The organism is Variovorax glacialis (genome assembly GCF_051216375.1).
GTDB lineage: Bacteria > Pseudomonadota > Gammaproteobacteria > Burkholderiales > Burkholderiaceae_C > Variovorax.
In genome coordinates this window covers 517,965-541,341 of the sequence record NZ_JBPJZT010000003.1, presented here as the reverse complement: position 1 = coordinate 541,341, position 23,377 = coordinate 517,965, and the positions used below count along the sequence as shown (strand labels likewise).

At 63.7% G+C, this 23,377-nt stretch carries 27 protein-coding genes; 24 read left to right on the top strand and 3 right to left on the bottom strand.

The window, feature by feature from the left end; translation table 11 throughout:
• The first annotated feature begins 7 nt into the window (after positions 1–7).
• Both ACSFBL_RS11290 and ACSFBL_RS11285 read left to right on the top strand, forming a co-directional pair.
• The gene (locus tag ACSFBL_RS11290) at positions 8–373 is read left to right on the top strand and encodes a Rieske (2Fe-2S) protein (protein WP_435515844.1); all 366 of its coding nucleotides are present in this window, start codon (positions 8–10) and stop codon (positions 371–373) included.
• A gap of 1 nt (position 374) precedes the next feature.
• On the top strand, positions 375–1,418 hold the full coding sequence (locus tag ACSFBL_RS11285) for a S49 family peptidase (protein WP_435515843.1): 1,044 nt from the start codon (positions 375–377) through the stop codon (positions 1,416–1,418).
• 1 nt (position 1,419) lies between these two features.
• Here ACSFBL_RS11285 and ACSFBL_RS11280 read toward each other — a convergent pair whose 3' ends face one another.
• From ACSFBL_RS11280 to ACSFBL_RS11270, 3 genes are read right to left on the bottom strand one after another with little or no spacing between them, the layout of a single operon-like run.
• Positions 1,420–2,559, bottom strand: coding sequence for an MFS transporter (locus tag ACSFBL_RS11280; protein WP_435515842.1), 1,140 nt, complete (start codon positions 2,557–2,559; stop codon positions 1,420–1,422).
• A gap of 15 nt (positions 2,560–2,574) precedes the next feature.
• Positions 2,575–3,342, bottom strand: a complete 768-nt coding sequence (locus ACSFBL_RS11275) for an SAM-dependent methyltransferase (protein WP_435515841.1) — start codon at positions 3,340–3,342, stop codon at positions 2,575–2,577.
• On the bottom strand, positions 3,339–3,920 hold the full coding sequence (locus ACSFBL_RS11270; protein ID WP_435515840.1) for a Maf family protein: 582 nt from the start codon (positions 3,918–3,920) through the stop codon (positions 3,339–3,341). The genes ACSFBL_RS11275 and ACSFBL_RS11270 overlap by 4 nt, the downstream gene beginning before the upstream one ends.
• Before the next feature lie 37 nt (positions 3,921–3,957).
• Here ACSFBL_RS11270 and ACSFBL_RS11265 point away from each other — a divergent pair, with 37 nt between their 5' ends.
• The 22 genes from ACSFBL_RS11265 to nagZ all read left to right on the top strand — a co-directional run bounded on the left by ACSFBL_RS11265 (position 3,958) and on the right by nagZ (position 23,371).
• Positions 3,958–4,506: a YceD family protein gene (locus ACSFBL_RS11265; RefSeq protein ID WP_435515939.1), complete on the top strand. Its 549-nt coding sequence runs from the start codon at positions 3,958–3,960 to the stop codon at positions 4,504–4,506.
• Positions 4,507–4,645: 139 nt separating this feature from the next.
• Positions 4,646–4,828, top strand: a complete 183-nt coding sequence (gene rpmF / locus ACSFBL_RS11260) for a 50S ribosomal protein L32 (RefSeq protein ID WP_028248601.1) — start codon at positions 4,646–4,648, stop codon at positions 4,826–4,828.
• Positions 4,829–4,925: 97 nt separating this feature from the next.
• Positions 4,926–5,978, top strand: a complete 1,053-nt coding sequence (gene plsX / locus ACSFBL_RS11255) for a phosphate acyltransferase PlsX (protein WP_435515938.1) — start codon at positions 4,926–4,928, stop codon at positions 5,976–5,978.
• Positions 5,978–6,955, top strand: coding sequence for a beta-ketoacyl-ACP synthase III (locus ACSFBL_RS11250; RefSeq protein ID WP_435515937.1), 978 nt, complete (start codon positions 5,978–5,980; stop codon positions 6,953–6,955). Before plsX ends, ACSFBL_RS11250 begins: the two co-directional genes overlap by 1 nt.
• A 48-nt stretch (positions 6,956–7,003) precedes the next feature.
• The gene (fabD, locus tag ACSFBL_RS11245) at positions 7,004–7,957 is read left to right on the top strand and encodes an ACP S-malonyltransferase (protein WP_435515839.1); all 954 of its coding nucleotides are present in this window, start codon (positions 7,004–7,006) and stop codon (positions 7,955–7,957) included.
• Between the two features lie 23 nt (positions 7,958–7,980).
• On the top strand, positions 7,981–8,724 hold the full coding sequence (fabG, locus tag ACSFBL_RS11240; protein ID WP_435515838.1) for a 3-oxoacyl-ACP reductase FabG: 744 nt from the start codon (positions 7,981–7,983) through the stop codon (positions 8,722–8,724).
• Positions 8,725–8,823: 99 nt separating this feature from the next.
• Positions 8,824–9,063, top strand: coding sequence for an acyl carrier protein (gene acpP / locus ACSFBL_RS11235; protein ID WP_007830471.1), 240 nt, complete (start codon positions 8,824–8,826; stop codon positions 9,061–9,063).
• A 94-nt stretch (positions 9,064–9,157) separates the two neighbouring features.
• The gene (gene fabF / locus ACSFBL_RS11230) at positions 9,158–10,402 is read left to right on the top strand and encodes a beta-ketoacyl-ACP synthase II (protein ID WP_435515837.1); all 1,245 of its coding nucleotides are present in this window, start codon (positions 9,158–9,160) and stop codon (positions 10,400–10,402) included.
• A 73-nt stretch (positions 10,403–10,475) separates the two neighbouring features.
• The gene (locus ACSFBL_RS11225; protein ID WP_435515836.1) at positions 10,476–10,901 is read left to right on the top strand and encodes a hypothetical protein; all 426 of its coding nucleotides are present in this window, start codon (positions 10,476–10,478) and stop codon (positions 10,899–10,901) included.
• Positions 10,898–11,572, top strand: a complete 675-nt coding sequence (gene rpoE, locus ACSFBL_RS11220) for an RNA polymerase sigma factor RpoE (RefSeq protein ID WP_435515835.1) — start codon at positions 10,898–10,900, stop codon at positions 11,570–11,572. Before ACSFBL_RS11225 ends, rpoE begins: the two co-directional genes overlap by 4 nt.
• Before the next feature lie 13 nt (positions 11,573–11,585).
• Positions 11,586–12,227 carry a sigma-E factor negative regulatory protein gene (locus ACSFBL_RS11215; RefSeq protein WP_435515834.1) on the top strand — a complete coding sequence of 214 codons (642 nt, stop codon included), beginning with the start codon at positions 11,586–11,588 and terminating at the stop codon, positions 12,225–12,227.
• A 22-nt stretch (positions 12,228–12,249) separates the two neighbouring features.
• Complete coding sequence (locus ACSFBL_RS11210) at positions 12,250–13,314, top strand: MucB/RseB C-terminal domain-containing protein (RefSeq protein WP_435515936.1); 1,065 nt, start codon at positions 12,250–12,252, stop codon at positions 13,312–13,314.
• Positions 13,315–13,404: 90 nt separating this feature from the next.
• A complete protein-coding gene (locus tag ACSFBL_RS11205) occupies positions 13,405–14,883 on the top strand; it encodes a DegQ family serine endoprotease (RefSeq protein ID WP_435515833.1) in 1,479 nt (492 codons plus the stop codon).
• A gap of 523 nt (positions 14,884–15,406) precedes the next feature.
• Entirely contained in the window at positions 15,407–17,218 is a 1,812-nt protein-coding gene (gene lepA, locus ACSFBL_RS11200; protein WP_435515832.1) for a translation elongation factor 4, read from the top strand.
• 3 nt (positions 17,219–17,221) lie between these two features.
• The gene (gene lepB, locus ACSFBL_RS11195; protein WP_435515831.1) at positions 17,222–18,193 is read left to right on the top strand and encodes a signal peptidase I; all 972 of its coding nucleotides are present in this window, start codon (positions 17,222–17,224) and stop codon (positions 18,191–18,193) included.
• A gap of 33 nt (positions 18,194–18,226) precedes the next feature.
• Positions 18,227–18,583 (top strand): DUF4845 domain-containing protein, encoded by a 357-nt coding sequence (locus ACSFBL_RS11190; protein WP_435515830.1) that lies wholly within the window; start codon positions 18,227–18,229, stop codon positions 18,581–18,583.
• A 133-nt stretch (positions 18,584–18,716) separates the two neighbouring features.
• Positions 18,717–19,415, top strand: coding sequence for a ribonuclease III (rnc, locus tag ACSFBL_RS11185; RefSeq protein ID WP_435515829.1), 699 nt, complete (start codon positions 18,717–18,719; stop codon positions 19,413–19,415).
• Complete coding sequence (gene era, locus ACSFBL_RS11180) at positions 19,412–20,380, top strand: GTPase Era (RefSeq protein WP_435515828.1); 969 nt, start codon at positions 19,412–19,414, stop codon at positions 20,378–20,380. The genes rnc and era overlap by 4 nt, the downstream gene beginning before the upstream one ends.
• Positions 20,381–20,395: 15 nt before the next feature.
• On the top strand, positions 20,396–21,154 hold the full coding sequence (recO, locus tag ACSFBL_RS11175) for a DNA repair protein RecO (RefSeq protein ID WP_435515827.1): 759 nt from the start codon (positions 20,396–20,398) through the stop codon (positions 21,152–21,154).
• Positions 21,151–21,906, top strand: a complete 756-nt coding sequence (locus tag ACSFBL_RS11170; RefSeq protein WP_435515826.1) for a pyridoxine 5'-phosphate synthase — start codon at positions 21,151–21,153, stop codon at positions 21,904–21,906. The genes recO and ACSFBL_RS11170 overlap by 4 nt, the downstream gene beginning before the upstream one ends.
• Positions 21,903–22,301 (top strand): holo-ACP synthase, encoded by a 399-nt coding sequence (gene acpS, locus ACSFBL_RS11165; RefSeq protein ID WP_435515825.1) that lies wholly within the window; start codon positions 21,903–21,905, stop codon positions 22,299–22,301. The genes ACSFBL_RS11170 and acpS overlap by 4 nt, the downstream gene beginning before the upstream one ends.
• Positions 22,298–23,371, top strand: coding sequence for a beta-N-acetylhexosaminidase (gene nagZ, locus ACSFBL_RS11160; RefSeq protein ID WP_435515824.1), 1,074 nt, complete (start codon positions 22,298–22,300; stop codon positions 23,369–23,371). Before acpS ends, nagZ begins: the two co-directional genes overlap by 4 nt.
• The last annotated feature ends 6 nt before the right edge of the window (positions 23,372–23,377 follow it).

Sequence of the window (23,377 nt, the reverse complement as noted above, 5' to 3'; positions counted from 1 at the left end):
TCGGCCCATGAGCGAATGCATTCCGCTGTGCAACGCATCCGACCTGCATGAGGGCGGTCGAGCGGTTCCGTTCGATGTCGTGCATGCGGGGCAGACCTGCCGGGCGTTCGCGATTCGCTTCGAGGGGGTGGCGCATGCCTACCTCAACCGCTGCAGCCACGTGGCGATGGAGCTGGATTTCCAGCCCGACCGTTTCTTCGACGACAGCGGCCAATGGCTCCTGTGTGCCACGCACGGTGCCGTCTACAAGCCAGACACCGGCGAATGCGCGGGCGGCCCATGCCGCGGAGGCCTGGTCAAGATCGGTCTGAGCGAACGCGATGGTGTTGTGCACTGGCATACTGCCTGGAACCTCCAACCCCTCGCCTTTTGAGATGACCGATTCCAACCGCACGGAGCCCGAAGGTTTCGAGCCTTTCGAGCGCGCCGCGCCTAATCCCTCCGCGCAAGGCGGACCCAGAAGCATGTCAAAGAACGATCCGACACAACAGCCAGGCTGGGAGCGCGCGACGCTGGAGAAGCTGGCCTTCGCCTCCTTGCGTGAGCAGCGGGCCACGCGCCGCTGGAAGACTTTCGTGCGCTTGAGCTGGCTGGCGTTCTTCATCTTCCTGGCCTGGCTGGCCATGTCGCGCGGAGCCCCGGCGACCGCCAAGACCACGGCCCACACCGCCGTGATCGAGATCAAGGGCGAAATTGCCAGCGGTGCGGACGCAAGTGCGGAATTCGTGGTTGCCGCCATGAAGACCGCCTTCGAGGACGAGGGCGCCAAGGGCGTCGTGCTGTTGATCAACTCGCCCGGCGGCAGTCCCGTGCAGGCCGGCATCATCAACGACGAGATCAAGCGCTTGCGGGCGAAGTACAACAAGCCGATCTACGCAGTGGTCGAGGAAACCTGCGCATCCGCCGCTTATTACATTGCCGCAGCGACCGACAAGGTCTTCGTGGACAAGGCAAGCATCGTCGGAAGCATCGGCGTGCTGATGGATGGCTTTGGGTTCACCGGCCTCATGGACAAGGTCGGCGTGGAGCGCAGGCTTCTGACGGCCGGGGAGAACAAGGGCTTCCTGGACCCGTTCAGTCCGATGAGCGACACCCAGCGCGCGCATGCGCAGCAGATGCTCGACCAGATACACGCGCAGTTCATCGAGGTGGTCAAGACGGGTCGCGGCGACCGGCTCAAGACCAGCACGCCCGGCCTGTTCAGTGGCCTGTTCTGGAGCGGCCAGCAGGCGGTTGAGCTGGGTCTGGCTGACCAGCTTGGCAATGTCGATTTCGTCGCGCGTGAGGTGATCAAGGCGGAAGAAGTCATCGACTACACGCGGCGCGACAACGTGGCCGAAAAGCTCGCGAAGAAGTTTGGCGCTGCGCTGGGTGACGCTTCGGTGCGCGCGATGCGTACCGCGCCGGCGCTGCATTGATTCAGGCGCCGTCGGCGTAGCGCGCCGACGCCGCCAGTGCCGCCGCGAACGCAACGACGACATACAGCGCGGCGGTCAGCGAACTGAGCTGGGCGAGGAAACCGATCACTGGCGGGCCTGCCATGAAGCCCAGGTAAGCCGCTGCTGACACCGCCGCGATGCCGCGCGCAGGCTCGACACCGGGCACGCGGGCGGACGCGGCGAAGAGAATGGGCACCACGTTGGCAAATCCGACGCCTACGCCGGCAAATCCGATCAATGCAAGCCACGGTGCACTGGTGACCAATACCAGTGTCATCGAGGCGGCCGCCAGCAGGGCACTGCCACGGAGCAGGACGGCCGGCGCGAAGCGTGCCCGCATCGCATCGCCGCCGAAACGTGCCGTCGCCATGGCGGCCGAAAAGCTGGCGTATGCCAGCGCCGCCTGCTGCTGGGGGCTGCCCAGTTCCTGGTGAAGATAGAGCACGCTCCAGTCGTAGATGGCGCCCTCGGCGATCAGTCCCAGGGCGGCCAGCAGGCCGAGCACCGCCAGGGCGCCGCGCGGTAGCCGGAAGCTACCGTCGTCCGAACTGGACGCCGTTGTTTCCTTGGGCAGCATCCAGCGTGCGGAAAGGCCGATCGACAGCGCCATGACGATGGCGACCAGCAACAAATGGTGCTGGGGCGCCATGCCTGCAGCGATGGCTGCGCCACCGGTCGTCGCGCCGATCATCCCGCCCAGGCTGAACATGCCATGCATGCCGCTCATCAGTGGTTTGCCGCCGCGAAGCTCCAGTTGGGCCGCCTCCGTGTTGATGGAGACGTCGAACACGCTCGTCAGGATGCCGAAGACAACCAGCAGGCCGAGCAGGGCCCAGTAGGCAGGCATGACCAGGAGGCCCGCCAGAAGCAAGGCATAGACCGAACCGGAGGCGCCGGCGGTGGCCCGGACGCCGCGCCGGCCGATCCAGCGGCTGGCCTGCGTCAGCCCGAGCAGGGCGCCGACGCCCGCGGCCAGCATCGCCAGTCCGAGTTCAGCTTCATTGACGCCGTAATGCGACTTGACGGTGGGTATGTGCACACCCCAGGTCGCAAAAACGAAGCCGGAACCGAAGAATTGCGCGCGCGAGGCCCAGCGCATGCGTGCGGAGACATCCAGCATCGGATCGCGCAACGCCTAGCGACCGATTGCGAACACGGCAGGCGCACGTTCGTCCGTTGGCGAAGGCCTGGCGCGCCAAGTCTTCACTGTCTCGCTTCTCACCTGGGATGACGCCAGCGTCAGCCCGCGAGCCACCGCAAGCCGGGTATTGTGCTGCAGCGTCTGCGTGAGCGCCTGCAGCAAGGCCGCATTGCGATAGGGCGTTTCGATGAAGAGCTGCGTCTGGCCGGTCTTGAGGGCGAGCGCCTCGAGCTCGCGGATGCGCTGGACCCGCGCGTCGGCATCCTGCGGCAGATAGCCGACGAATGCGAAATTCTGGCCATTGAGTCCGCTTGCCGCCAGCGCCAGCAGGAGCGACACGGGCCCGGTGAGCGGAACCACCGCAATGCCGAGTTCGTGCGCGGCTCTCGCAACCGACGAGCCGGGGTCCGCCACAGCCGGCATGCCCGCCTCGCTGAGCAAGCCGATGTCCTGCCCTTCCAGTGCAGCGGCGAGGAGGGGGCGAGCATCGAATTGCCCCGCGTGATCGCCTTTCTTGTGGACCTCGCGCGGCAGTTCCTGGATCTGTTGTGCCTGAAGCGGTGCGGCAAGTGGTACGACGGCATCGATGCGCTTGAGGTAGGCGCGTGCCGACTTGGCGTTCTCGCAGATCCAGTGCGTGATCCTTGCGGCTGCCTGCAGCGTTCCGAGCGGCAATGCGTCCTGGAGCGGCGCCTGCTCGTCACACCCGAAATCTAGCGGGGCGGGAACGAGGTAGAGCTTGCCTGGGTTCGGCGTGGTCACAGCAGATCGACTCCTGCCGCTCGCAGCATCCTCGCGGTACGAATCAGCGGAAGTCCGACCAGGGCCGTCGGATCATCGCTGTCGATGGCTTCGAGCAGGGCAATGCCGAGGCCTTCGCTCTTCGCGCTGCCGGCGCAGTCGTAGGGTTGCTCGGCGGTCAGGTAGGTCTCGATCGCCGCGTCGCTCAGGTCGCGAAACACCACGCGAACGGGCGCCAGATCGCGCTGGACGAAGCCCGTCGCGTGGCAGACCACAGCGACTGCCGTCTGGAAAATGAGCGTCTGCCCGCGCATGCGCCGCAGTTGGACCGTCGCGCGCGCGCGGTCCCCGGGTTTGCCCAGCGGCTCGCCAGCCAGGTCGGCCACCTGGTCGGAACCGATCACGACCGCCTCGGGAAAACGACGGGCAACCGCGTTCGCCTTTTCCAGTGCGAGGCGCGTTGCGAGTACGTGGGGTGTTTCGCCCTCGTGCGGCGTTTCATCGACTTCAGGCGGGTGTACTTCGAAGGGCAGGCGCAGGCGCGCGAGAAGCTCGCGGCGGTAACGGGAGGTCGAAGCGAGGATCACGGTGCGGTGCATGGACACGATTGTGCGCGAGCGGTTTAGACTGGCGCGAATGACGAGAGAATTTGCTCCACGGCGGCTCGATGTGCCCGGCTTTGCCGAGGCCTCAGCCAGCCTTTCCGGAAGCGATCCGGTCCAGGCGTACGCGCGCCTGAGTGCGGAGTTGGCAGGTCCGGCCACCGACTCGACCGTCGAATGGACGGCTGTCGGCCAGCGCCGCACCGGTGCGGACGGCTCACCGGTGTCGTGGTTGCACCTGAATGCGGAGACCCGCATCCCGTTGACTTGCCAGCGCTGCCTTGCGCCCGTCGATGTCGATCTCGTCGTCGATCGCTGGTTTCGGTTCGCTCCCGACGAGGCCGCAGCGGCCGCCGAGGACGAGGAATCCGAGGAGGATGTTCTGGTTTCGAGCCGAGAATTCGACCTTCACGCCCTCATCGAAGACGAGTTGCTCATGGAGATTCCCGTGACCCCGCGGCATGAAGTCTGCCCAGAGCCCATGAAACTGTCCGCCGTCGACCCTGATTTCGAGTCTGCCGAGAACGCTCGGCCGAACCCCTTCGCCGTCCTTGGCGCCTTGCGTTCGGACAAGCCCAAATAGGCGTCGATCCCTGGACTGGCGTCGCTTGCCACACGTAGGCTATAATCATGGGCTTCGCGCGCGCCGCCGTTGATGCTTCTGAAGCGTTTTCGCCGCCCCGCATGCACACCAACCCACCCGAATACTTTCAGGAGCCAGCATGGCCGTCCAGCAAAACAAGAAGTCGCCGTCGAAGCGCGGCATGCACCGTTCGCACAATGCCCTGGGCGTGCCCGGCATTGCCGTCGAGCCAACCACCGGCGAAACGCATCTGCGCCACCACATCAGCCCGAACGGCTTCTACCGCGGCCGCAAGGTGCTCAAGACCAAGTCTGAAGCCTGATTTTTCATTTCAAGGCCAAGGCCCGAAGCTACTTTTGCCGTAGCGTCGGGCCTTTGTTTTGATGGTCACGCCTTCTTCAACCGATTTCGCGCCTTCTGTGATCACGCTTGCCGTCGATTGCATGGGTGGCGACCATGGGCCTCGCGTCACGCTGGAGGCTTGCCGCGCGTTCCTCGATCGTCATCCCGAGGCCGCTCTTCTTCTCGTCGGCGCGCCGGCCGCCTTGTCCGACTTCGTGCATTCGCGTGCCACGATCGTTGCTGCGAGCGAAGTCGTGGGCATGGACGATCCCATTGAAGTTGCGCTCCGCAAGAAGAAGGACTCGTCCATGCGAGTCGCCATCCAGCAGGTCAAGGATGGCGCCGCCCAGGCGGCCATCTCGGCTGGCAATACAGGCGCCCTGATGGCCATTGCGCGGTACCTGTTGAAAACGCTCGATGGGATTGATCGTCCGGCCATCGCCCCTCAACTGCCGAACAGCAAGGGCGGGGCAACGACGGTGCTCGACCTCGGTGCCAACGTCGATTGTGATGCCGAGGACCTTCTTCAGTTTGCTGTTCTTGGCTCCGCATTGGTATCCGCACTCACTGGGAACGAATCGCCCAGCGTCGGACTGCTCAATGTGGGCGAAGAAGCCATCAAAGGCAGTGAAACGATCAAGAAAGCGAGCCAACTGCTTCGAAAAGCGGCCAACTCGCAAGATCTGAACTTCTACGGCAACGTAGAGGGCAACGATATCTTCAAGGGAACGACCGACATCGTTGTTTGCGACGGTTTTGTTGGGAATGTCACTCTGAAGGCGACGGAGGGAGTGGCGACGATGATTGTTGATTTCCTTCGGATTGAATATTCGAATGGCATCTTCAGTAAATTCGCGGCTATCGTCTCCTATCCGGTCCTAAAGGCGCTTAAGCGTCGGTTGGATCACCGGCGTTACAACGGCGCGGCACTGTTGGGTCTCCGTGGTCTTGTCTTCAAGAGCCACGGGTCTGCAGACCAGGTGGCGTTCGGACACGCCCTGGATCGCGCTTATGATGCCGCTCGCAACAACCTGCTCGAACGCGTGCGGGCTCGCATCGCCCACGCCGCACCTCTGCTTGCGCGGCAAGAATCGGCGACATCGGCCGACACGCCAGCGCTCCACGTTTGATGACTTCTTTTTCTCGCATCACAGGTACCGGCAGCTATTTGCCCACGCGCCGTGTGACCAATGACGATCTCGCCCGGGATCTGGCTGCGCGCGGCATCGAGACCTCCGACCAGTGGATCATCGAGCGCACCGGAATTCGAGCCCGCCATTTCGCAGCGCCCGAGGTGGCCAGCAGCGACCTTGGCCTCGAGGCAGCGCGGCATGCTCTGGAGGCCGCCGGCCGAAGCGCGTCCGACATCGACCTCATCATCGTCGCGACCTCGACGCCCGACATGGTGTTTCCGTCGTCGGCAGCCATCCTCCAGCACAAGCTCGGGATTGCCGGATGCCCGGCGTTCGACGTGCAGGCTGTCTGCAGCGGCTTCGTGTATGCGCTCACGGTGGCTGACGCCATGATCCGAACGGGCAGTGCCAAGTGCGCGCTGGTCGTCGGCGCGGAGGTGTTTTCGCGCATTCTGGACTTCAACGACCGCACAACCTGCGTTCTCTTCGGTGATGGAGCAGGTGCGGTAATCCTGGAGGCCAGTGACGAGCCCGGGATTCTTGCCAGCGACCTGCATGCTGACGGTAAGCACGTGGGCATCCTTTGTGTGCCCGGCCACGTGTCCGGCGGTTCCGTGCTCGGTACGCCTCTTCTTCACATGGATGGGCAAGCAGTCTTCAAGTTGGCGGTCCGCGTGCTGGAAGAAGCTGCGCGCGCCACGCTTCAGAAGGCCGGCAAGACAGAAGCGGACATCGACTGGCTGATTCCGCATCAGGCCAACATCCGCATCATGGAAGGCACGGCGAAGAAGCTGAAGCTCCCCCGCGAAAAGCTGATCGTCACCGTCGACGAGCACGGCAACACGTCGGCAGCCTCTATTCCCTTGGCGCTGGACGACGCCGTCCGCTCGGGCAAGGTGAAAAAGGGCGACACGCTGATGCTCGAAGGTGTCGGCGGCGGCTTCACCTGGGGCGCGGTGCTGCTCAACTACTAATACAGTGCGCTGCTCAAAGGGGCGGCGGCGCGATCGGAGACACACACAATGAAGTCCTTTGCTTTCGTCTTTCCGGGTCAAGGCTCGCAGGCGGTCGGCATGCTCGACGCCTGGGGCGATCACCCCGCGGTGCTCGAGACGCTGCGCGAGGCGTCCGACGCGCTTGATGAAGATGTCGCGCGACTCATCCACGAAGGGCCGAAGGAGGCTCTGGCCCTCACGACCAATACGCAACCCGTGATGCTCGTTGCAGGCGTCGCTGCCTGGCGCGCCTGGCGGGCCGAAGGCGGCGAAGCGCCGTCGGTCGTTGCGGGGCATTCGCTCGGAGAGTATTCCGCGCTGGTCGCTTCCGGCGTCCTGACACTGACTCAGGCCGCGCCGCTCGTGCGTTTCCGGGCCCAGGCGATGCAACAGGCTGTACCCGTCGGAGTGGGCGCCATGGCGGCCATCCTTGGCATGGATGCCGACAAGGTGAAGGCTGGCTGCGCCGAGGTGACTGCCGGATTCGGTCCGGGCAGTGCTGAAGTCGTGGAGGCGGTGAACTTCAACGATCCGATGCAAACCGTGATCGCTGGCAGCAAGGCTGCGGTCGACAAGGCATGCGAAGTGCTCAAGGCAAATGGCGCCAAACGCGCGCTTCCCCTGCCTGTCTCGGCGCCTTTCCATTCGAGCCTCATGAAGCCAGCGGCTGAAGCGCTGCGGGAGCGACTCGCGTCTGTGAGCCTCGCCGCGCCTCGGATTCCCGTCGTGAACAACATCGACGTGGCCGTCCAAACCGACCCAGACCGTATCCGCGATGCCCTGGTGCGCCAGGCCGCCGGGCCGGTGCGCTGGGTCGAAACCGTCCAGGCGCTCAAGTCGCGCGAGATCGCGACCGTGATCGAATGCGGCCCCGGCAAGGTTCTGGCTGGCATGGCCAAGCGCATAGCGCCCGAGCTTGCCGCGGCTTCGATCTACGACCCGGCCACGCTTGCCGAAGCAAGACAACTGCTCGCTGCCTGAGCGCCGAGCCCCAAGGTTCTTTCATGAGTACTCCAAAATTTGAAGGCCAGGTTGCGCTGGTCACGGGCGCTTCCCGCGGCATTGGTGCTGCCATTGCCCTGGAATTGGCCCATCGGGGGCTGACGGTGATCGGCACCGGCACCACGGACGAGGGGGCCGCGAAGATCACTGCCGCCCTGGGCGCCAACGGCGGCCGCGGGTGCGCGCTGAACGTCAATGACGGCGCGGCCGTCGAAGCGCTGATCGACGAGATCGTCAAGGTCTACGGGGCCATCCACATCCTGGTCAACAACGCCGGCATTACCCGGGACACTTTGGCGATGCGTCTCAAGGATGCCGACTGGGACGCGGTACTGGACACCAATCTGAAGGCCGTCTTCCGCCTTTCCCGCGCCGTGATTCGCCCGATGATGAAGCAGCGCTATGGGCGCATCATCAACATTACGAGCGTGGTCGGCGCCTCCGGCAATGCAGGTCAGGCCAACTACGCCGCTGCAAAGGCCGGAGTGGCCGGGATGACGCGTGCGTTGGCGCGTGAACTGGGCAGCCGCAGCATCACCGTCAACTGCGTCGCGCCGGGTTTCATCGAAACCGACATGACCGCCAGTCTGCCCGAAGCGCAGCAGCAGGCACTGCTGGCGCAGATTCCACTGGGCCATCTCGGCAAGCCAGCCGACATCGCACACGCAGTGGCCTTCCTCGCCTCTCCGCAGGCTGCCTATGTCACGGGGCAGGAACTGCACGTGAACGGCGGCATGCATATGTAAGCGTAGCGCGCAATACCTTTCACCTACGGCCGTGCGGCAAATGCCACAATGCGGCCGGCTAAAATCCACCGATTACCTACAACCCTCAGAGGGAACAAAATGAGCGATATCGAAGCACGTGTCAAGAAAATCATTGCCGAACAACTCGGCGTGGAAGAGTCCCAGGTCACCAACGAAAAGGCCTTCGTAGCCGACCTCGGCGCGGACTCGCTCGACACGGTCGAACTCGTGATGGCGCTCGAAGACGAGTTCGGCATCGAGATCCCGGACGAAGATGCCGAGAAGATCACGACGGTCCAGAACGCCGTCGACTACGCCACCAAGAATCAAAAGGCCTGATCGGCCACGCTGAGCCCCCGTTTCTTCGGTCCGCAGCCCTCACGCTCGCGCGCACCGCACAACGGCCTCAGTGCTCCCAGAAAGGTTTGCCGGCATGACCAAACGCCGCGTCGTTGTGACCGGACTCGGTTGCCTCGCTCCTGTCGGAAACACCGTTGCCGAATCCTGGGCCAATTTGCTGGCCGGGAATTCGGGCATCGACACCATCACCAAGTTCGATGTGAGTGGCTTCTCCTGCAAGTTCGCGGGCGAAGTGAAGGGTTTCGACATCAAGGACTACATTCCCGAGAAGGAAGCGCGCCACATGGACCGCTTCATTCATCTCGGCCTCGCTGCCGCGATCCAGGCGGTGCAGGACAGCGGGTTGCCCACGGGCGATGCGCTATCGGAGGAGGAGGCGGTCCGCATCGGATGCAATATCGGCTCCGGCATCGGGGGCTTGCCCCTGATCGAGGATACGCACGCAGAACTGGTTTCTCGTGGCCCGCGGCGTGTCTCGCCGTTTTTCGTGCCCGCCTCGATCATCAACATGATCTCCGGGCACGTCTCCATCAAGTACGGATTCAAGGGTCCAAACATCGCCGTCGTGACGGCATGTACCACTGGCCTGCACGCCATTGGCACATCTGCCCGGATGATCGAATATGGCGACGCCGACGTGATGATTGCAGGCGGCTCGGAATCGACGGTGTCGCCACTCGGCCTGGGTGGTTTTGCCGCGGCACGCGCATTGTCGACCCGCAATGACGATCCGAAGACGGCCTCTCGTCCGTGGGACAAGGACCGCGACGGATTCGTGCTCGGCGAGGGCGCGGGCGTGCTGGTACTCGAAGAGTACGAGCGCGCGAAGGCCCGGGGCGCGAAGATCTATGCGGAGGTCTCGGGCTTCGGCATGAGCGGCGACGCGTTCCACATGACGGCGCCCAACGTGGACGGCCCGCGCCGCTCCATGGCCATGGCGCTGGCCAATGCGGGCGTCAACGCCGATGAAGTCCAGTACGTCAATGCACACGGGACCTCGACGCCGCTGGGCGACTTGAACGAAACCAACGCGATCAAGAACGCTTTTGGCGATCACGCGAGGAAACTCATCGTGAACTCGACTAAGTCGATGACCGGGCATCTGCTTGGCGGCGCAGGCGGCATCGAATCGGTGTTCACCGTGCTGGCCTTGCATCATCAGAAGAGCCCCCCGACGATCAACATCTTCAATCAGGATCCGGAATGCGATCTCGACTACTGTGCCAATGAGGCGCGCGATCTGAAGATCGATGTGGCAGTCAAGAACAACTTCGGGTTCGGAGGCACCAACGGCACGCTGGTGTTCAAGCGCGCTTGATTCTTCCCGCCTCATGCACAGCGCCCCATCGGTAAGCTTTCCGGTGGGGCGTTCTCGTTATGCGGAGCGCCTTTTGCTGGTTCTTTGGCTCCTTGACGTCTGCGGCGTGACTGTTGCTTGCGCCCAGGCCGATGGTTTCGACTGGCGCCACGGGATCCTGGCAGTCAGTGCGGCGGTAGCGGGCATGGCGGCATCGACCGGCGCCCTTCGATGGGCGGATCCCGCCGAGTTGGGTTTCGATGGTCAGGATTGGTCGCTCAGTGGCGGCGTCCCCCTTCGATCGGCGCGGGCCACCACGGCGCTCGACCTTCAATCCCTGCTGCTGGTTTGCCTGACAGAGCCAGGCCGTTCCCGGCACTGGATCTGGGTCGAACGACAGGCCAAGCCGGAAAGCTGGCGCGATTTGCGGCGTGCGCTATATTCGCGCGCGCCTCTGGCCGCGTCGACCGCCCGAAACTCGAACTCGGGCGCTGCCGACGCGCATCATTTCTCCTCATGACAACTTCGTTACCTCCGGTTCCACCGGACGCCGGTCTGACCGACGCGCCCGCCGCGGGACCGAGGCCGGGCGAGGTTGATTTCCAACTTGTCCAGCGCACGGTCGCAGGCGACCAGAAGGCCTTCGAACTTCTTGTCATCAAGTACCAGCGCCGCATCGAACGGCTCATCGGTCGCATGGTTCGGGACGTGAACCTGGTTGAGGACATCGCACAGGAGACCTTCATCCGCGCCTACCGCGCCCTGCACCAGTTTCGTGGCGAGGCGCAGTTCTACACCTGGCTGTACCGGATAGCCGTCAACACCGCCAAGAAGGCGCTGGTCGACATGAAGCGCGACCCGACGGTTTCCGAGAGCGCCTTGCGCTCGTCTTCCGAAGACGAAGATGAAACTTACCGGCCGGGAAACGAACCAATCAGCGACGAGACCCCCGAATCCGTGATGGCTGCCAATGAAATAGCGGCGGCCGTCGAGGCGGCGATGGAAGCGCTGCCTGCCGAACTGAGGCAGGCGGTGACGTTGCGCGAGATCGAGGGCATGAGCTACGAAGAGATCGCCGAGGTCATGAATTGTCCGATCGGCACGGTACGGTCGCGGATTTTCCGTGCCCGCGAAGCCATTTCGGCCAGGGTCAAGCCTTTGCTGGACAACCAGTCGGGCAAGCGTTGGTAAGCAGGTGAATGAAATGAACAACACAAACACGGTCCACGAACAGGTCTCGGCACTCGCCGACGGCCATTTACGCGACGACGAGTTCGCCCACGTCATCGGCAAGGTCAGCGCGGACGATGATCTCCGCGCGACATGGCAGACCTACCACTTGGTGGGGGACGTACTGCGCTCGGGCGTCCACGCGACGTGCAGCGACACATCGCTCTTTCTTTCCCGGCTCCAGGGTCGGCTTGCCGCGGAGCCGATGGTGCCCGCCTTGACGCCGGTGCTTCTGGAGGCGACGCCGGTCCAACGGCGCGTCGAAGCCGCCAATGAACCCGTGTTCCGCTGGAAACTCGTTGCCGGCGCCGCGTCGCTGGCTGCGGCGGCGGCCATTGGCTGGAACTGGGTCGGCACGGGTGGGCCCGGGGCAACGGGCGCTCAGTTGGCCGCCGTTCAGCCAGTGGCGCCAACCGTCGTGGCCACGGCGCTGCAACCGCAGCTGCCCCAGGCACTGACACCGACCAAGGTCATCATCGGCAACGGCAACCCCCAGATCATGCTGCGTGATCCGCGCCTCGACCAACTCCTCGAGGCGCACCAGCAAGCCGGTGGTGCGTCGCAGATGCCTTCGGGTTTCCTGCGCAACGCGACCTTCGAGAGGCCATCGCGCTGATCGCGCAGTTGCAACTGTTTTGATGACCGTTCCGATGCCGATTTCCGTGCGTGGTTTCCTGGCCGTGATGGCGGCCTTCTGCGTGGCTCATGCCGCCATTGCCCAGAGTCGGACAGCTCCGTCACCTTCAAAGACACCCGGTCCTTCCGCAGCGACAAGTGGCGAGGCGCCGACGTTGAGCGTGGTCGAATGGCTTCAGCGCATGCACGCGGCTTCCCGCCAGCGCAGTTACATTGGAACTTTCGTCGTCTCGGCTTCGACGGGCACGCTTTCAAGCGCCCGGATCTGGCACGTGTCCGAAGGCGATCTGCAGATGGAACGCATCGAGGCCTTGTCTGGCCCGCCGCGTTCGACTTTCAGGCGAAACGACAAGGTCGTCACCTTCTTGCCGGAGTCGAAGGTCGTCAAGAGCGAGAAGCGTGAGAACCTGGAGCTGTTTCCCAACCTGCTGGGCAATCCCGACTCCTCCGTCGGCGATCTGTATGGCGTCCGCGTGGTCGGCAAAGACAGGGTTGCCGGATTCGACGCCGACGTGGTGCAGGTCGAACCCCGCGACAGTTTGCGATTCGGCTATCGCGTCTGGAGCGAGCGACGCTCCGGACTGGTTGTCAAGTTGCAGACCATCGACGGCGAAAACAAGGTGATCGAGCAGTCGGCGTTCTCGGAACTGCAACTCGATGCGCCCATCCGGACGCATGCCCTCACGCAGATGATGGCGAGCACCGCAGGCTATCGTGTCGAGAAGTCCGAGCTCGAGCGGACATCGGCCCAGCGCGAGGGATGGGCGCTCAAGTCACCGGTTGCTGGTTTCAAGCCGGTCAATTGCTATCGGCGCCCGATGGGCAACGACGCGCAGGGCCACACGATGCAGTGGACGTTTTCCGATGGACTTGCCTCCGTCTCGCTTTTCGTCGAGCCTTACGATGCGCAGCGCAAGCCCCGTGAAGTCCTCCTTGCATTGGGCGCCACCTACACGCTCACACGTCGCCTTGTCGACAAGGATGGGGATTGGTGGTTGACTGCGGTTGGCGAAGTTCCCGCGCAAACACTCGACGCGTTCGCCCAGAGTCTGGTGCGTGCCCGCTGAGTCGACAGTCCGAAGTTCCCTCGCCCCGCGCGACGCCGGGAGCGTTCACAGAGTGTTTTATTCTGGTTCAAGTCTCAACGAAAGAAGCTGATGATGGTCAAGTTCGAGAGGAACACATTCCGTTCATGTTTCCTGGCCTGCGCTGTGGCGGTCGCTTCGACGGCCGCGCTCGTTCCTGCGACGCCCGCCCATGCGCAAACGCGCGCATTGCCTGATTTCACCGATCTGGTCGATCAGGTCGGCCCTGCCGTGGTCAATATCCGCACTGTAGAGAAAGTGACGCAAGGGAGCGGCAATGGCGAGATGGACGAGGAGATGCAGGACTTCTTCCGTCGATTCTTCGGTCAGCCGATGCCCGGCGTTCCCCGCCAGGGGCCGCGTCCGAACCGGCCGCAGCAACCTCAGGAGGAAGAGCGCCCTCGCGGTGTCGGGTCCGGCTTCATCCTGTCGCCCGACGGCTTCGTCATGACCAATGCGCACGTGGTCGACGGCGCTTCCGAGGTACTGGTGACTTTGCCGGACAAGCGCGAGTTCAAGGCGAAGATCATCGGCGCCGACAAGCGCACGGACGTCGCCGTCGTGAAGATCGACGCGACCGGCCTGCCGGCGGTCAAGGTCGGCGACGTGTCCAAGTTGCGCGTCGGTGAATGGGTGATGGCGATCGGCTCGCCGTTCGGTCTTGAAAACACGGTCACGGCCGGCATTGTGAGCGCCAAGCAGCGCGACACCGGCGACTACCTCCCCTTCATCCAGACGGACGTTGCCATCAATCCCGGCAACTCCGGCGGCCCGCTGATCAACATGCGTGGCGAGGTGGTCGGGATCAACAGCCAGATCTATTCGCGCTCCGGCGGATTCATGGGGATTTCGTTCTCGATCCCGATCGACGAGGCGATTCGCGTGAGCGATCAACTGCGGCAGTACGGGCGCGTGTCCCGCGGACGTATCGGCGTGCAGATCGACCAGGTCACGAAGGACGTGGCCGAATCGATCGGTCTCGGCAAGGCCCAGGGCGCACTCGTGCGCGGCGTCGAGACCGGCTCGCCGGGCGAGAAGGCGGGCATCGAGCCGGGCGACATCATCACCAAGTTCGACGGCAAGTCCATCGAGAAGCCCAGCGACTTGCCGCGCCTTGTCGGCAACACCAAGCCGGGGACAAAGAGCTCGGTCACGGTGTTCCGTCGCGGCAATTCGCGTGATCTCAATGTGACCATCGCCGAGATCGAGCCCGAAAAGCCGGCCAAGCGCACGGCCGATCGGGACGAGCCGGCCAGCAAACCGCCGTCGGCGGCCGCGAAGTCCATGGGACTCGTGCTGAGCGATCTCACTGAACTGCAGAAGAAGGAGTTCAAGGTTAAGGGTGGCGTGAGGATCGATGCGGCCACCGACGCGGCCGCCCGGGCTGGCCTGCGCGAGGGTGATGTCGTCCTCGCGGTCAGCAATACCGAGATCGCCAACGTCAAGGAGTTCGACGCCGCCCTTGCCAAGTCCGACAAGAGCAAGCCCGTCAGCTTGCTGTTCCGACGGGGCGACTGGGCGCAATACGCGCTGATCCGCCCCGCACGCTGAACCGGCGCATGGCGTCAAGTGGCCCCACCCGGCAGTCGGGTTTGGGGCCCGTTTTTTGACCGTTTGTCGCGCCCGGACAGCAATGCGACGAAATTTTTTTGAGGTCTAAGCCCTGTGTTTTTGGTTTGCGTTCACTAACTTGCAAGCCGGCTAATGATGGTTTTCGGTAGAATAGGGCCTCTCTGGGCATCAGTCCGCGCATAAGCAGCTTCAGGATCTTCACGATGCGAGATTCCAGTTGTCCATCCACCGGCGCTCCACAGTTCGCCCACAAGTTGTTAAGGATTCGGTCCACCGTTCTTGTTGATAAGCTGTTCATAAGTGTCATGTTGCTGACCTGCAACGACGATTCCAGGGCTCCGGCCCGGCTGTACGCGCCCCCCTTTTTGCCTACAATGAAGTTCCAACTACTGCAGTTGCCATTGCTTGTTGGTTCAGGGCGCGTCTCTTGTGGACGCGCCCTTTTTTCTTGCCTGTCGCCTTCTGCGCACGAGCCAATTCAAGTACTTAAGCGTTCCCGTTGATGAATCACATCAGAAATTTTTCGATCATTGCGCACATCGATCACGGCAAGTCGACGCTTGCGGATCGCTTGATTCAACGTTGCGGCGGCCTTGCCGAACGCGAGATGGAAGCGCAGGTGCTCGACTCGATGGAGATCGAGAAAGAGCGTGGGATAACCATCAAGGCACAGACCGCCGCGCTGCACTACAAGGCGCGTGATGGGCAGGTCTACAACCTCAATCTGATCGACACGCCGGGCCACGTCGACTTCTCGTACGAAGTGAGTCGCTCCCTCTCCGCATGCGAAGGTGCATTGCTCGTTGTCGATGCAAGCCAGGGCGTCGAAGCGCAGACCGTTGCCAACTGCTATACGGCCCTCGACCTCGGTGTCGAAGTCGTGCCGGTGCTCAACAAGATGGATCTGCCGCAGGCTGATCCCGAGAACGCGAAGGCAGAGATTGAAGATGTGATCGGCATCGATGCGGCTGATGCGATTCCCTGCTCGGCAAAGACGGGCATGGGCATCGACGAGATTCTTGAAGCGATCGTGGCGAAGGTGCCCGCTCCACGCGGCAATCCCGATGCGCCGCTGCGCGCGATGATCGTCGACAGCTGGTTCGACGCCTATGTCGGCGTCGTGATGCTCGTGCGCGTGGTCGATGGCCGCCTCGCAAAGGGCGAGCGCATCAAGATGATGGCTTCGGGCGCGACCTACAACGCCGACAACCTCGGCGTCTTCACGCCGGCCACCGAAGTCCGCCAGTCGCTCGAAGCGGGCGAAGTGGGCTTCATCATCGCGGGCATCAAGGAACTGCAGGCCGCGAAGGTCGGCGACACCGTCACCCTGATCAAGACCGGGACCGGCGGCGCCGCAGCGACCGCGACCGAAGCCTTGCCGGGCTTCAAGGAGATCCAGCCGCAGGTCTTTGCCGGCCTCTATCCGACCGAGGCGAGCGAGTACGACTCGTTGCGCGACGCGCTCGAGAAGCTCAAGCTCAACGACTCGTCCCTGCACTACGAGCCCGAAGTTTCGCAGGCGCTGGGCTTCGGCTTCCGCTGCGGCTTCCTCGGCCTGCTGCACATGGAGATCGTGCAGGAGCGGCTCGAACGCGAGTTCGACCAGGACCTCATCACGACCGCGCCGAGCGTGGTCTACCAGGTCATGAAGAACGACGGCGAGGTGATCATGGTGGAGAACCCCTCCAAGATGCCCGACGTCGGCAAAATGGCCGAGATCCGTGAGCCGATCGTCACGGTGCATCTCTACATGCCGCAGGAATACGTCGGCGCCGTCATGACGCTCGCCAACCAGAAGCGTGGCGTGCAGATGAACATGGCCTACCACGGGCGGCAGGTGATGCTGACCTACGAGATGCCGCTTGGCGAGATCGTGCTGGACTTCTTCGACAAGCTGAAGTCCGTCAGCCGCGGTTATGCGTCGATGGACTACGAATTCAAGGAATACCGCGCGTCGGATGTCGTCAAGGTCGACATCCTGCTGAACGGCGAGAAGGTCGATGCGCTGTCGATCATCGTGCACCGCAGCCAGAGCCAGTACCGCGGCCGGGCGGTGGTTTCCAAGATGCGCGAAATCATTTCCCGCCAGATGTTCGACGTCGCGATCCAGGCCGCGATCGGGGTCAACATCATTGCGCGTGAGACAATCAAAGCCCTTCGCAAGAACGTGCTCGCCAAGTGCTATGGCGGCGATATCACCCGCAAGAAGAAACTGCTCGAAAAGCAGAAGGCGGGCAAAAAACGAATGAAGCAGATCGGCTCGGTCGAGGTCCCGCAAGAGGCCTTCCTCGCCATCCTTCAAGTCGAAGACTAAAAGATGGCATTCCTTACTTCCCTCATCCTCGCGGCCTTTGTCGGCTACATCGGTGCCTGGTATTTCGGCGTTGTCGAAGGCAACTTCGCGCTGCTGTTGTTTCTCGCGACGGTCGTCACCGGCATCTATTGGGTGGCCGAGCGCTTCTATTTCCTGCCGAAGCGCCGGCGTGCTGCCGAAGCGCTCGACGCTTCGCTGGCGCAGCGCCGCGCGGAGCTCGCCAGGCAAGGCATCACGCAAGTCGATACCGTCGACACCAAGGCGCGCGAACGCCTGGTCATGCAGCCCTGGTGGCTGGATTGGACCGCCGGGCTGTTCCCGGTCATCCTGGCCGTGTTCCTGTTGCGCTCGTTCCTGTTCGAGCCTTTCAAGATTCCTTCCGGCTCCATGATGCCGACGCTGCTCACGGGCGACCTGATCCTCGTGAACAAATTCGTCTACGGCCTTCGCTTGCCGGTCATCAATACCAAGATCACCGACGGCCGGCCGCCGGCGCGCGGCGATGTCATGGTGTTCCGTTATCCGCCGAAGCCGAGCATGGATTACATCAAGCGCGTGATTGGCGTGCCCGGCGACGAGGTGGCTTATCTGAACAAGAAACTCACCATCAATGGCCAGCCGGTGAGCAAGGACCAGATCCCCGAGTATTTCGACGAGGAGGCCATGCGCTACCTCAAGCAATACACCGAGAACCTCGGCGGCAAGGAGCACAAGTTGCTCAATGACGACACTCGCCGTGCGGGGTTGTCCGAAGCGGAGATCATGCCGTTCCCTTACCAGGAAAACTGCCGTTACAGTGTTGAAGGCGTGGTGTGCAAGGTGCCCGAAGGTCACTATTTCATGATGGGCGACAACCGGGACAATTCCCTGGATTCGCGCTATTGGGGATTCGTCCCCGACCAGAACATCGTCGGCAAAGCCTTCCTTGTCTGGATGAATTTCGGCAATTTCAAGCGCATCGGCGGCTTCCAATAAGTATTCGGGCTTTTCATTCGAGGGGTAGAGGGCATGACAGCAAAGCAATCAAGACATAAACAGCGTGGCATCTCGTTCGTGGGGCTGCTGTTCGTCGCCATCGTCTTGGCCTGTGTCGGCGTCGTCGTCGCCCAGGTGATTCCGACGTTGATCGAATACCAGGCCATCACCAAGGCGGCCAACAAGGCCAAGGAAGGCACGACGGTGCCTGAAGTCCGCGCGATCTTCGACCGTGCCCAGGCCATCGACGACTTCAAGTCCGTCACCGGCAAGGATCTCGACGTGAAGAAGGACGGTGACAAGGTGGTCGTGTCCTTTGCCTATGACCGCGAGATCCATCTCTTCGGGCCTGCCTTCCTGCTGCTGAAATACCAAGGTCAATCACGGTGATGCACACCCCCAGGCTTGCCCACTTCGTGTGGCCGCCCACCCCCTTGCAGGGGGCAACACCGGCGGACCGGCAGAGCCGGTTCCGCGGTGTTTCTGGAACGGGCCAGCCTTTGGCGGCCTGTGACTTGGCGTTGTGAGCGAGGGGGGGCTTGGTGCGCTGCAGGCGCGCCTCCAGTATTCTTTTGCGGATGTGCGGCTGCTCCAGCTTGCGTTGACGCATCGGAGCTTTTCGGCCGATCACAACGAGCGGCTCGAGTTTCTCGGGGACTCGGTGCTCAACCTGGGTGTGTCCCATCTGCTCTACACGCGACTTTCGGCCTTGCCGGAGGGCGATCTCTCGCGCGTGCGGGCCAATTTGGTCAAGCAGGACACGCTGCATCAGCTGGCGCTCAAGCTGGCGCTCTCGCCGTTGTTGCGCCTGGGTGAAGGCGAGTCGCGCTCGGGTGGCCAGAATCGGCCGTCGATCCTGGCCGATGCACTGGAAGCGGTGATCGGTGCGGTCTACCTCGATGCGGGCTTTGGGGCTGCCGAGGCGCTGGTGCACCGTCTCTACGAATCCGTCGAGATCAACCCGCGCATGGATGCGGTGGCCAAGGATCCGAAAACCGAATTGCAGGAATGGCTTCAGGGCCACAAAATGAAGCTGCCGGTCTACCGCGTGGTTGGTACGCTGGGCGCGGCCCACAAGCAGACTTTCGATGTCGAATGCGAGGTGCCCGAACTGGGGCTTCGCGAGCGCGGCATCGGCGGCTCGCGCCGCGCCGGTGAGCAGGCCGCCGCGGCGGCCATGTTGATCCGGCTCAAGGCGCGCGGCGCGAAGGCATTCCCATGAACGACCCCATCGAATCGAACAATCCGGCGCCTGAAGGGGAGGTCGGAGACCCAGGCGTGCCATCCGGGCAGCGTTGCGGGCTCGTCGCCATCGTCGGCAAGCCCAACGTGGGCAAGTCGACGCTGCTGAACGCCCTTGTCGGCCAGAAGATCAGCATCACCTCGCGCAAGGCGCAGACTACGCGGCACCGCATCACCGGCATGCGGACGCTGGGCGCCACGCAGTTCGTCTTCGTCGACACGCCGGGTTTCCAGACCTTGCACGCCAATGCGCTGAACCGCTCGCTCAACAAGACGGTGGTGGGCGCGGTGTCGGACGTGGACCTGATCCTGTTCGTGGTCGAGGCGGGCAGCTTCACGCCGGCGGACGAGCGGGTGCTGAAGCTGCTGGGTTCGGGCATACCCACGGTGCTGATCGCCAACAAGCTCGACAACGTCCATCGCCGTGGCGACATCGCTCCCTGGCTGCAGACCATGCAGCAGAAGCACGCCTTCGCCGAGTTCGTGCCGATGTCCGCCAAGAACGCGAAGGACATCGAACGCCTGTTCGGCATCTGCGAGAAATACCTGCCGGAGCAGGCCTGGTGGTACGCCGAAGACGAACTCACCGACCGCAGCGAACAATTCCTCGCCAGCGAGATGGTGCGCGAGAAGCTGTTCCGCCTGACCGGCGACGAGCTTCCCTACACCTCGACGGTCATCATCGACAAGTTCGAGGAAGAGCCGCCCGCGCGCAAGGGCCAGAAGCGGCTGCTCAGGATCGCCGCGACGATCGTCGTCGAGCGCGACGGCCACAAGGCGATGGTCATCGGCGACAAGGGCGATCGCATCAAGCGCATCGGCACCGAGACGCGCCAGGAGCTCGAGAAGCTCATGGACGCCAAGGTTTTCATCGAGCTGTGGGTCAAGGTGCGTTCCGGATGGGCCGACGACGAAGCGAGGGTGCGCTCCTTCGGCTATGAATGAGCACGCCCCGGGCGTATGGCCATAAAGCGCGTTTCGCACGAGCCGGCCTATGTGCTTCATCGCTATGACTGGAGCGAATCGAGCCTGATTCTCGAAACCTTCACGCGCCACCACGGCCGCATTGCGCTCGTGGCCAAGGGCGCGAAGCGACCCAGTTCCAACTTCCGGCCGGTGTTGCTGCCCTTGCAGCCGCTTCAGCTGAACTTCAGCGGCGACGCCGAGATCCGCACGCTCAAGGGCGCGGAATGGATGGGCGGCCACGTCATGCCGACAGGCGAGGCGCTGATGTCGGGCTACTACGTCAACGAACTCGTGCTGCGCCTCTTGGCGCGCGACGACCCGCACGAAGCGCTGTTCGACGCCTACGCTGCGGTCGTGCAGGTACTGGCCAGCGAACATGCGGGCGCGCAGGCTGCGACGCAGTCGGCAGCGTTGCGCGCCTTCGAACTGCTGATGCTGCGCGAGGTCGGCTTGCTGCCCACCCTCGACGCCCAGACGGCCACGCTGGCGCCGCTGATCCCCGATGCGCGCTATGCGCTGGTGCCCGAGGCCGGTCTGCGCGAAGCGATCGCCGACGAGCCCGCGCTGAAAGGCGCCGACTGGCAGGCGCTGCAGGCCGCGCTCGACGATCGCGCACCCTTTGCCGCCACCCTGCGCGCCTGCGCCGGGGTCAATGGCGCATTGCGTACCCAACTGCGCACCTTGCTCAACTACCATTGCGGCGTGGCAACGCTGCGTACGCGGCAGATGATGCGAGACCTGCAATCCCTATGAGCCTTCTGAAATCCACCGCGCTGTCGGTCAATCTCAACAAGGTCGCGCTGGTGCGCAATACGCGACCGCTCGGCATCCCGAGCGTGCTGTTCGCCGCCGCCCTGTGCCTGGATGCCGGCGCGCACGGCATCACGGTGCATCCGCGGCCGGACGAGCGCCACATCCGGCCGCAGGATGTCCGGGACCTTTCCGGATTGCTTCGCAAGGATTGGCCGGGGGCCGAGTTCAACATCGAGGGCAATCCCTTCCACAACCTGATGGAGTTCGTGCGCGAACTGCGGCCGCACCAGGCCACCTTCGTGCCCGACAGCGAAACCCAGTCGACCAGCGACCACGGCTGGAGCTTCCCCGAGGACGCCGAGCGCCTGCGGCCGCTGATTGCCGAGACCCGGGCCCTTGGCGTGCGCGTGAGCCTGTTCATGGACCCGAATCCCGACATGATGGCGGCGGCCAAGGCCGTGGGTGCCGATCGCGTCGAGCTCTATACCGAAGGCTATGCAGCGTCCCGCGACACCGCCAAGGCCGACTCGGTCCTGCAGCTCTACGTCGACGCGGCGCGCGCGGCGCATGCGGCGGGGCTCGAGGTCAATGCCGGACACGACCTGAGCCGCGACAACCTGACGGAATTCCTGCGCGCCGTGCCGGCGGTCCGCGAGGTCTCGATCGGCCATGCCTTCGTCGCCGACGCGCTGGAGCTCGGCTACACCGCCGCGACGCGCGAATACCTGCAGCGCATCGCCGAAGCCAAGTGATCTACGGCATCGGCACCGACATCTGCGACATCCGGCGCATTGCCGCGACCTTGGAGCGCCAGGGTGACCGTTTCGCGCACAAGGTCCTCAGCGACGCCGAGTACGCCATCTGGGAGGCCCGTAGCGCCCGCTGGCCCAAGCGCGGCTTGCGCTACCTGGCCACGCGCTTCTCGGCCAAGGAGGCCTTCAGCAAGGCCGTCGGCATGGGCATGCGCATGCCGATGAGCTGGCGCCTTTGCGAGATCGCCAACCTGAAGAGCGGCAAGCCGGTGATCGTGCTGCACGGTGGCCTCAAGGAATGGTTCGACGCGCAGGGCTTGAGCGCCCATGTGACCGTGACCGACGAAACCGACTACGCGGCGAGCTTCGTCGTCGTCGAACGCAAGGAAGAATGAACGACAACGCCCTGCATGCCCCGCTGATCATCGACGTCGCGGGGACCGAACTGACCGCGGCCGATCGCCGGCGGATTGCCAATCCCCTGGTGGGCGGCGTGATCCATTTCGCGCGCAACTGGCGGGACCGCGCCCAAATGAGCGCCCTCAATGCCGAGATCAAGGCGCTGCGGCCCGACCTCCTGATTTGCGTGGACCATGAAGGCGGACGTGTGCAGCGCTTTCGCACCGATGGCTTCACGCGCCTGCCGTCGATGCGCACGCTCGGCGAACACTGGATGAGCGATCCGCTTCGTGCGACCCAGGCCGCCGTGGCGTGCGGCCACGTGCTGGCGGCCGAGCTTCGGGCCTGCGGTGTCGACTTCAGCTTCACGCCGGTGCTCGACCTGGACTACGGTGAAAGCAGCGTCATCGGGGATCGGAGCTTCCACCGCGATCCGCGCGTGGTCGCGGTGCTCGCGAGGAGCCTGATGCATGGCCTGTTGCAGGCCGGCATGGCGAATTGCGGTAAGCACTTTCCGGGGCACGGCTTCGTCAAGGCCGATTCGCACGTGGCCATTCCCGTGGACCGGCGAAGCCTCAAGGCGATCCTTGCGGACGATGCGCGTCCCTACGACTGGCTGACCGGCACGCTCGCTGCCGTGATGCCCGCCCACGTGATCTATCCGAAGGTGGACGACCGGCCCGCCGGTTTCTCATCGAAATGGCTCCAGCAGATCCTGCGCGGCAAGCTCGCATTCGACGGGGCCGTGTTCAGCGACGACCTCAGCATGGAAGCCGCGCGCCGCGTCAAGGGGGAACTCCTGAGCTACACGGACGCCGCGCTCGCCGCACTCGAAGCGGGCTGCGACCTGGCCCTGCTGTGCAATCAGAGCGTGGGCGAGGGCACCGCGCTCGATGAACTCCTTGACGGTTTCGCTGCGGCGCAGCGCAGCGGTCGGTGGACACCGAGCGACGCGAGCGAACTGCGCAGGCGAAGTCTTCTGCCGCGCGCACCCGCGCTGGACTGGGCCGCTTTGATGCAATCGCCCGTCTATCGACGTGCCGTCGAGATGTTGCCGCGGCCCTAGAGCTGG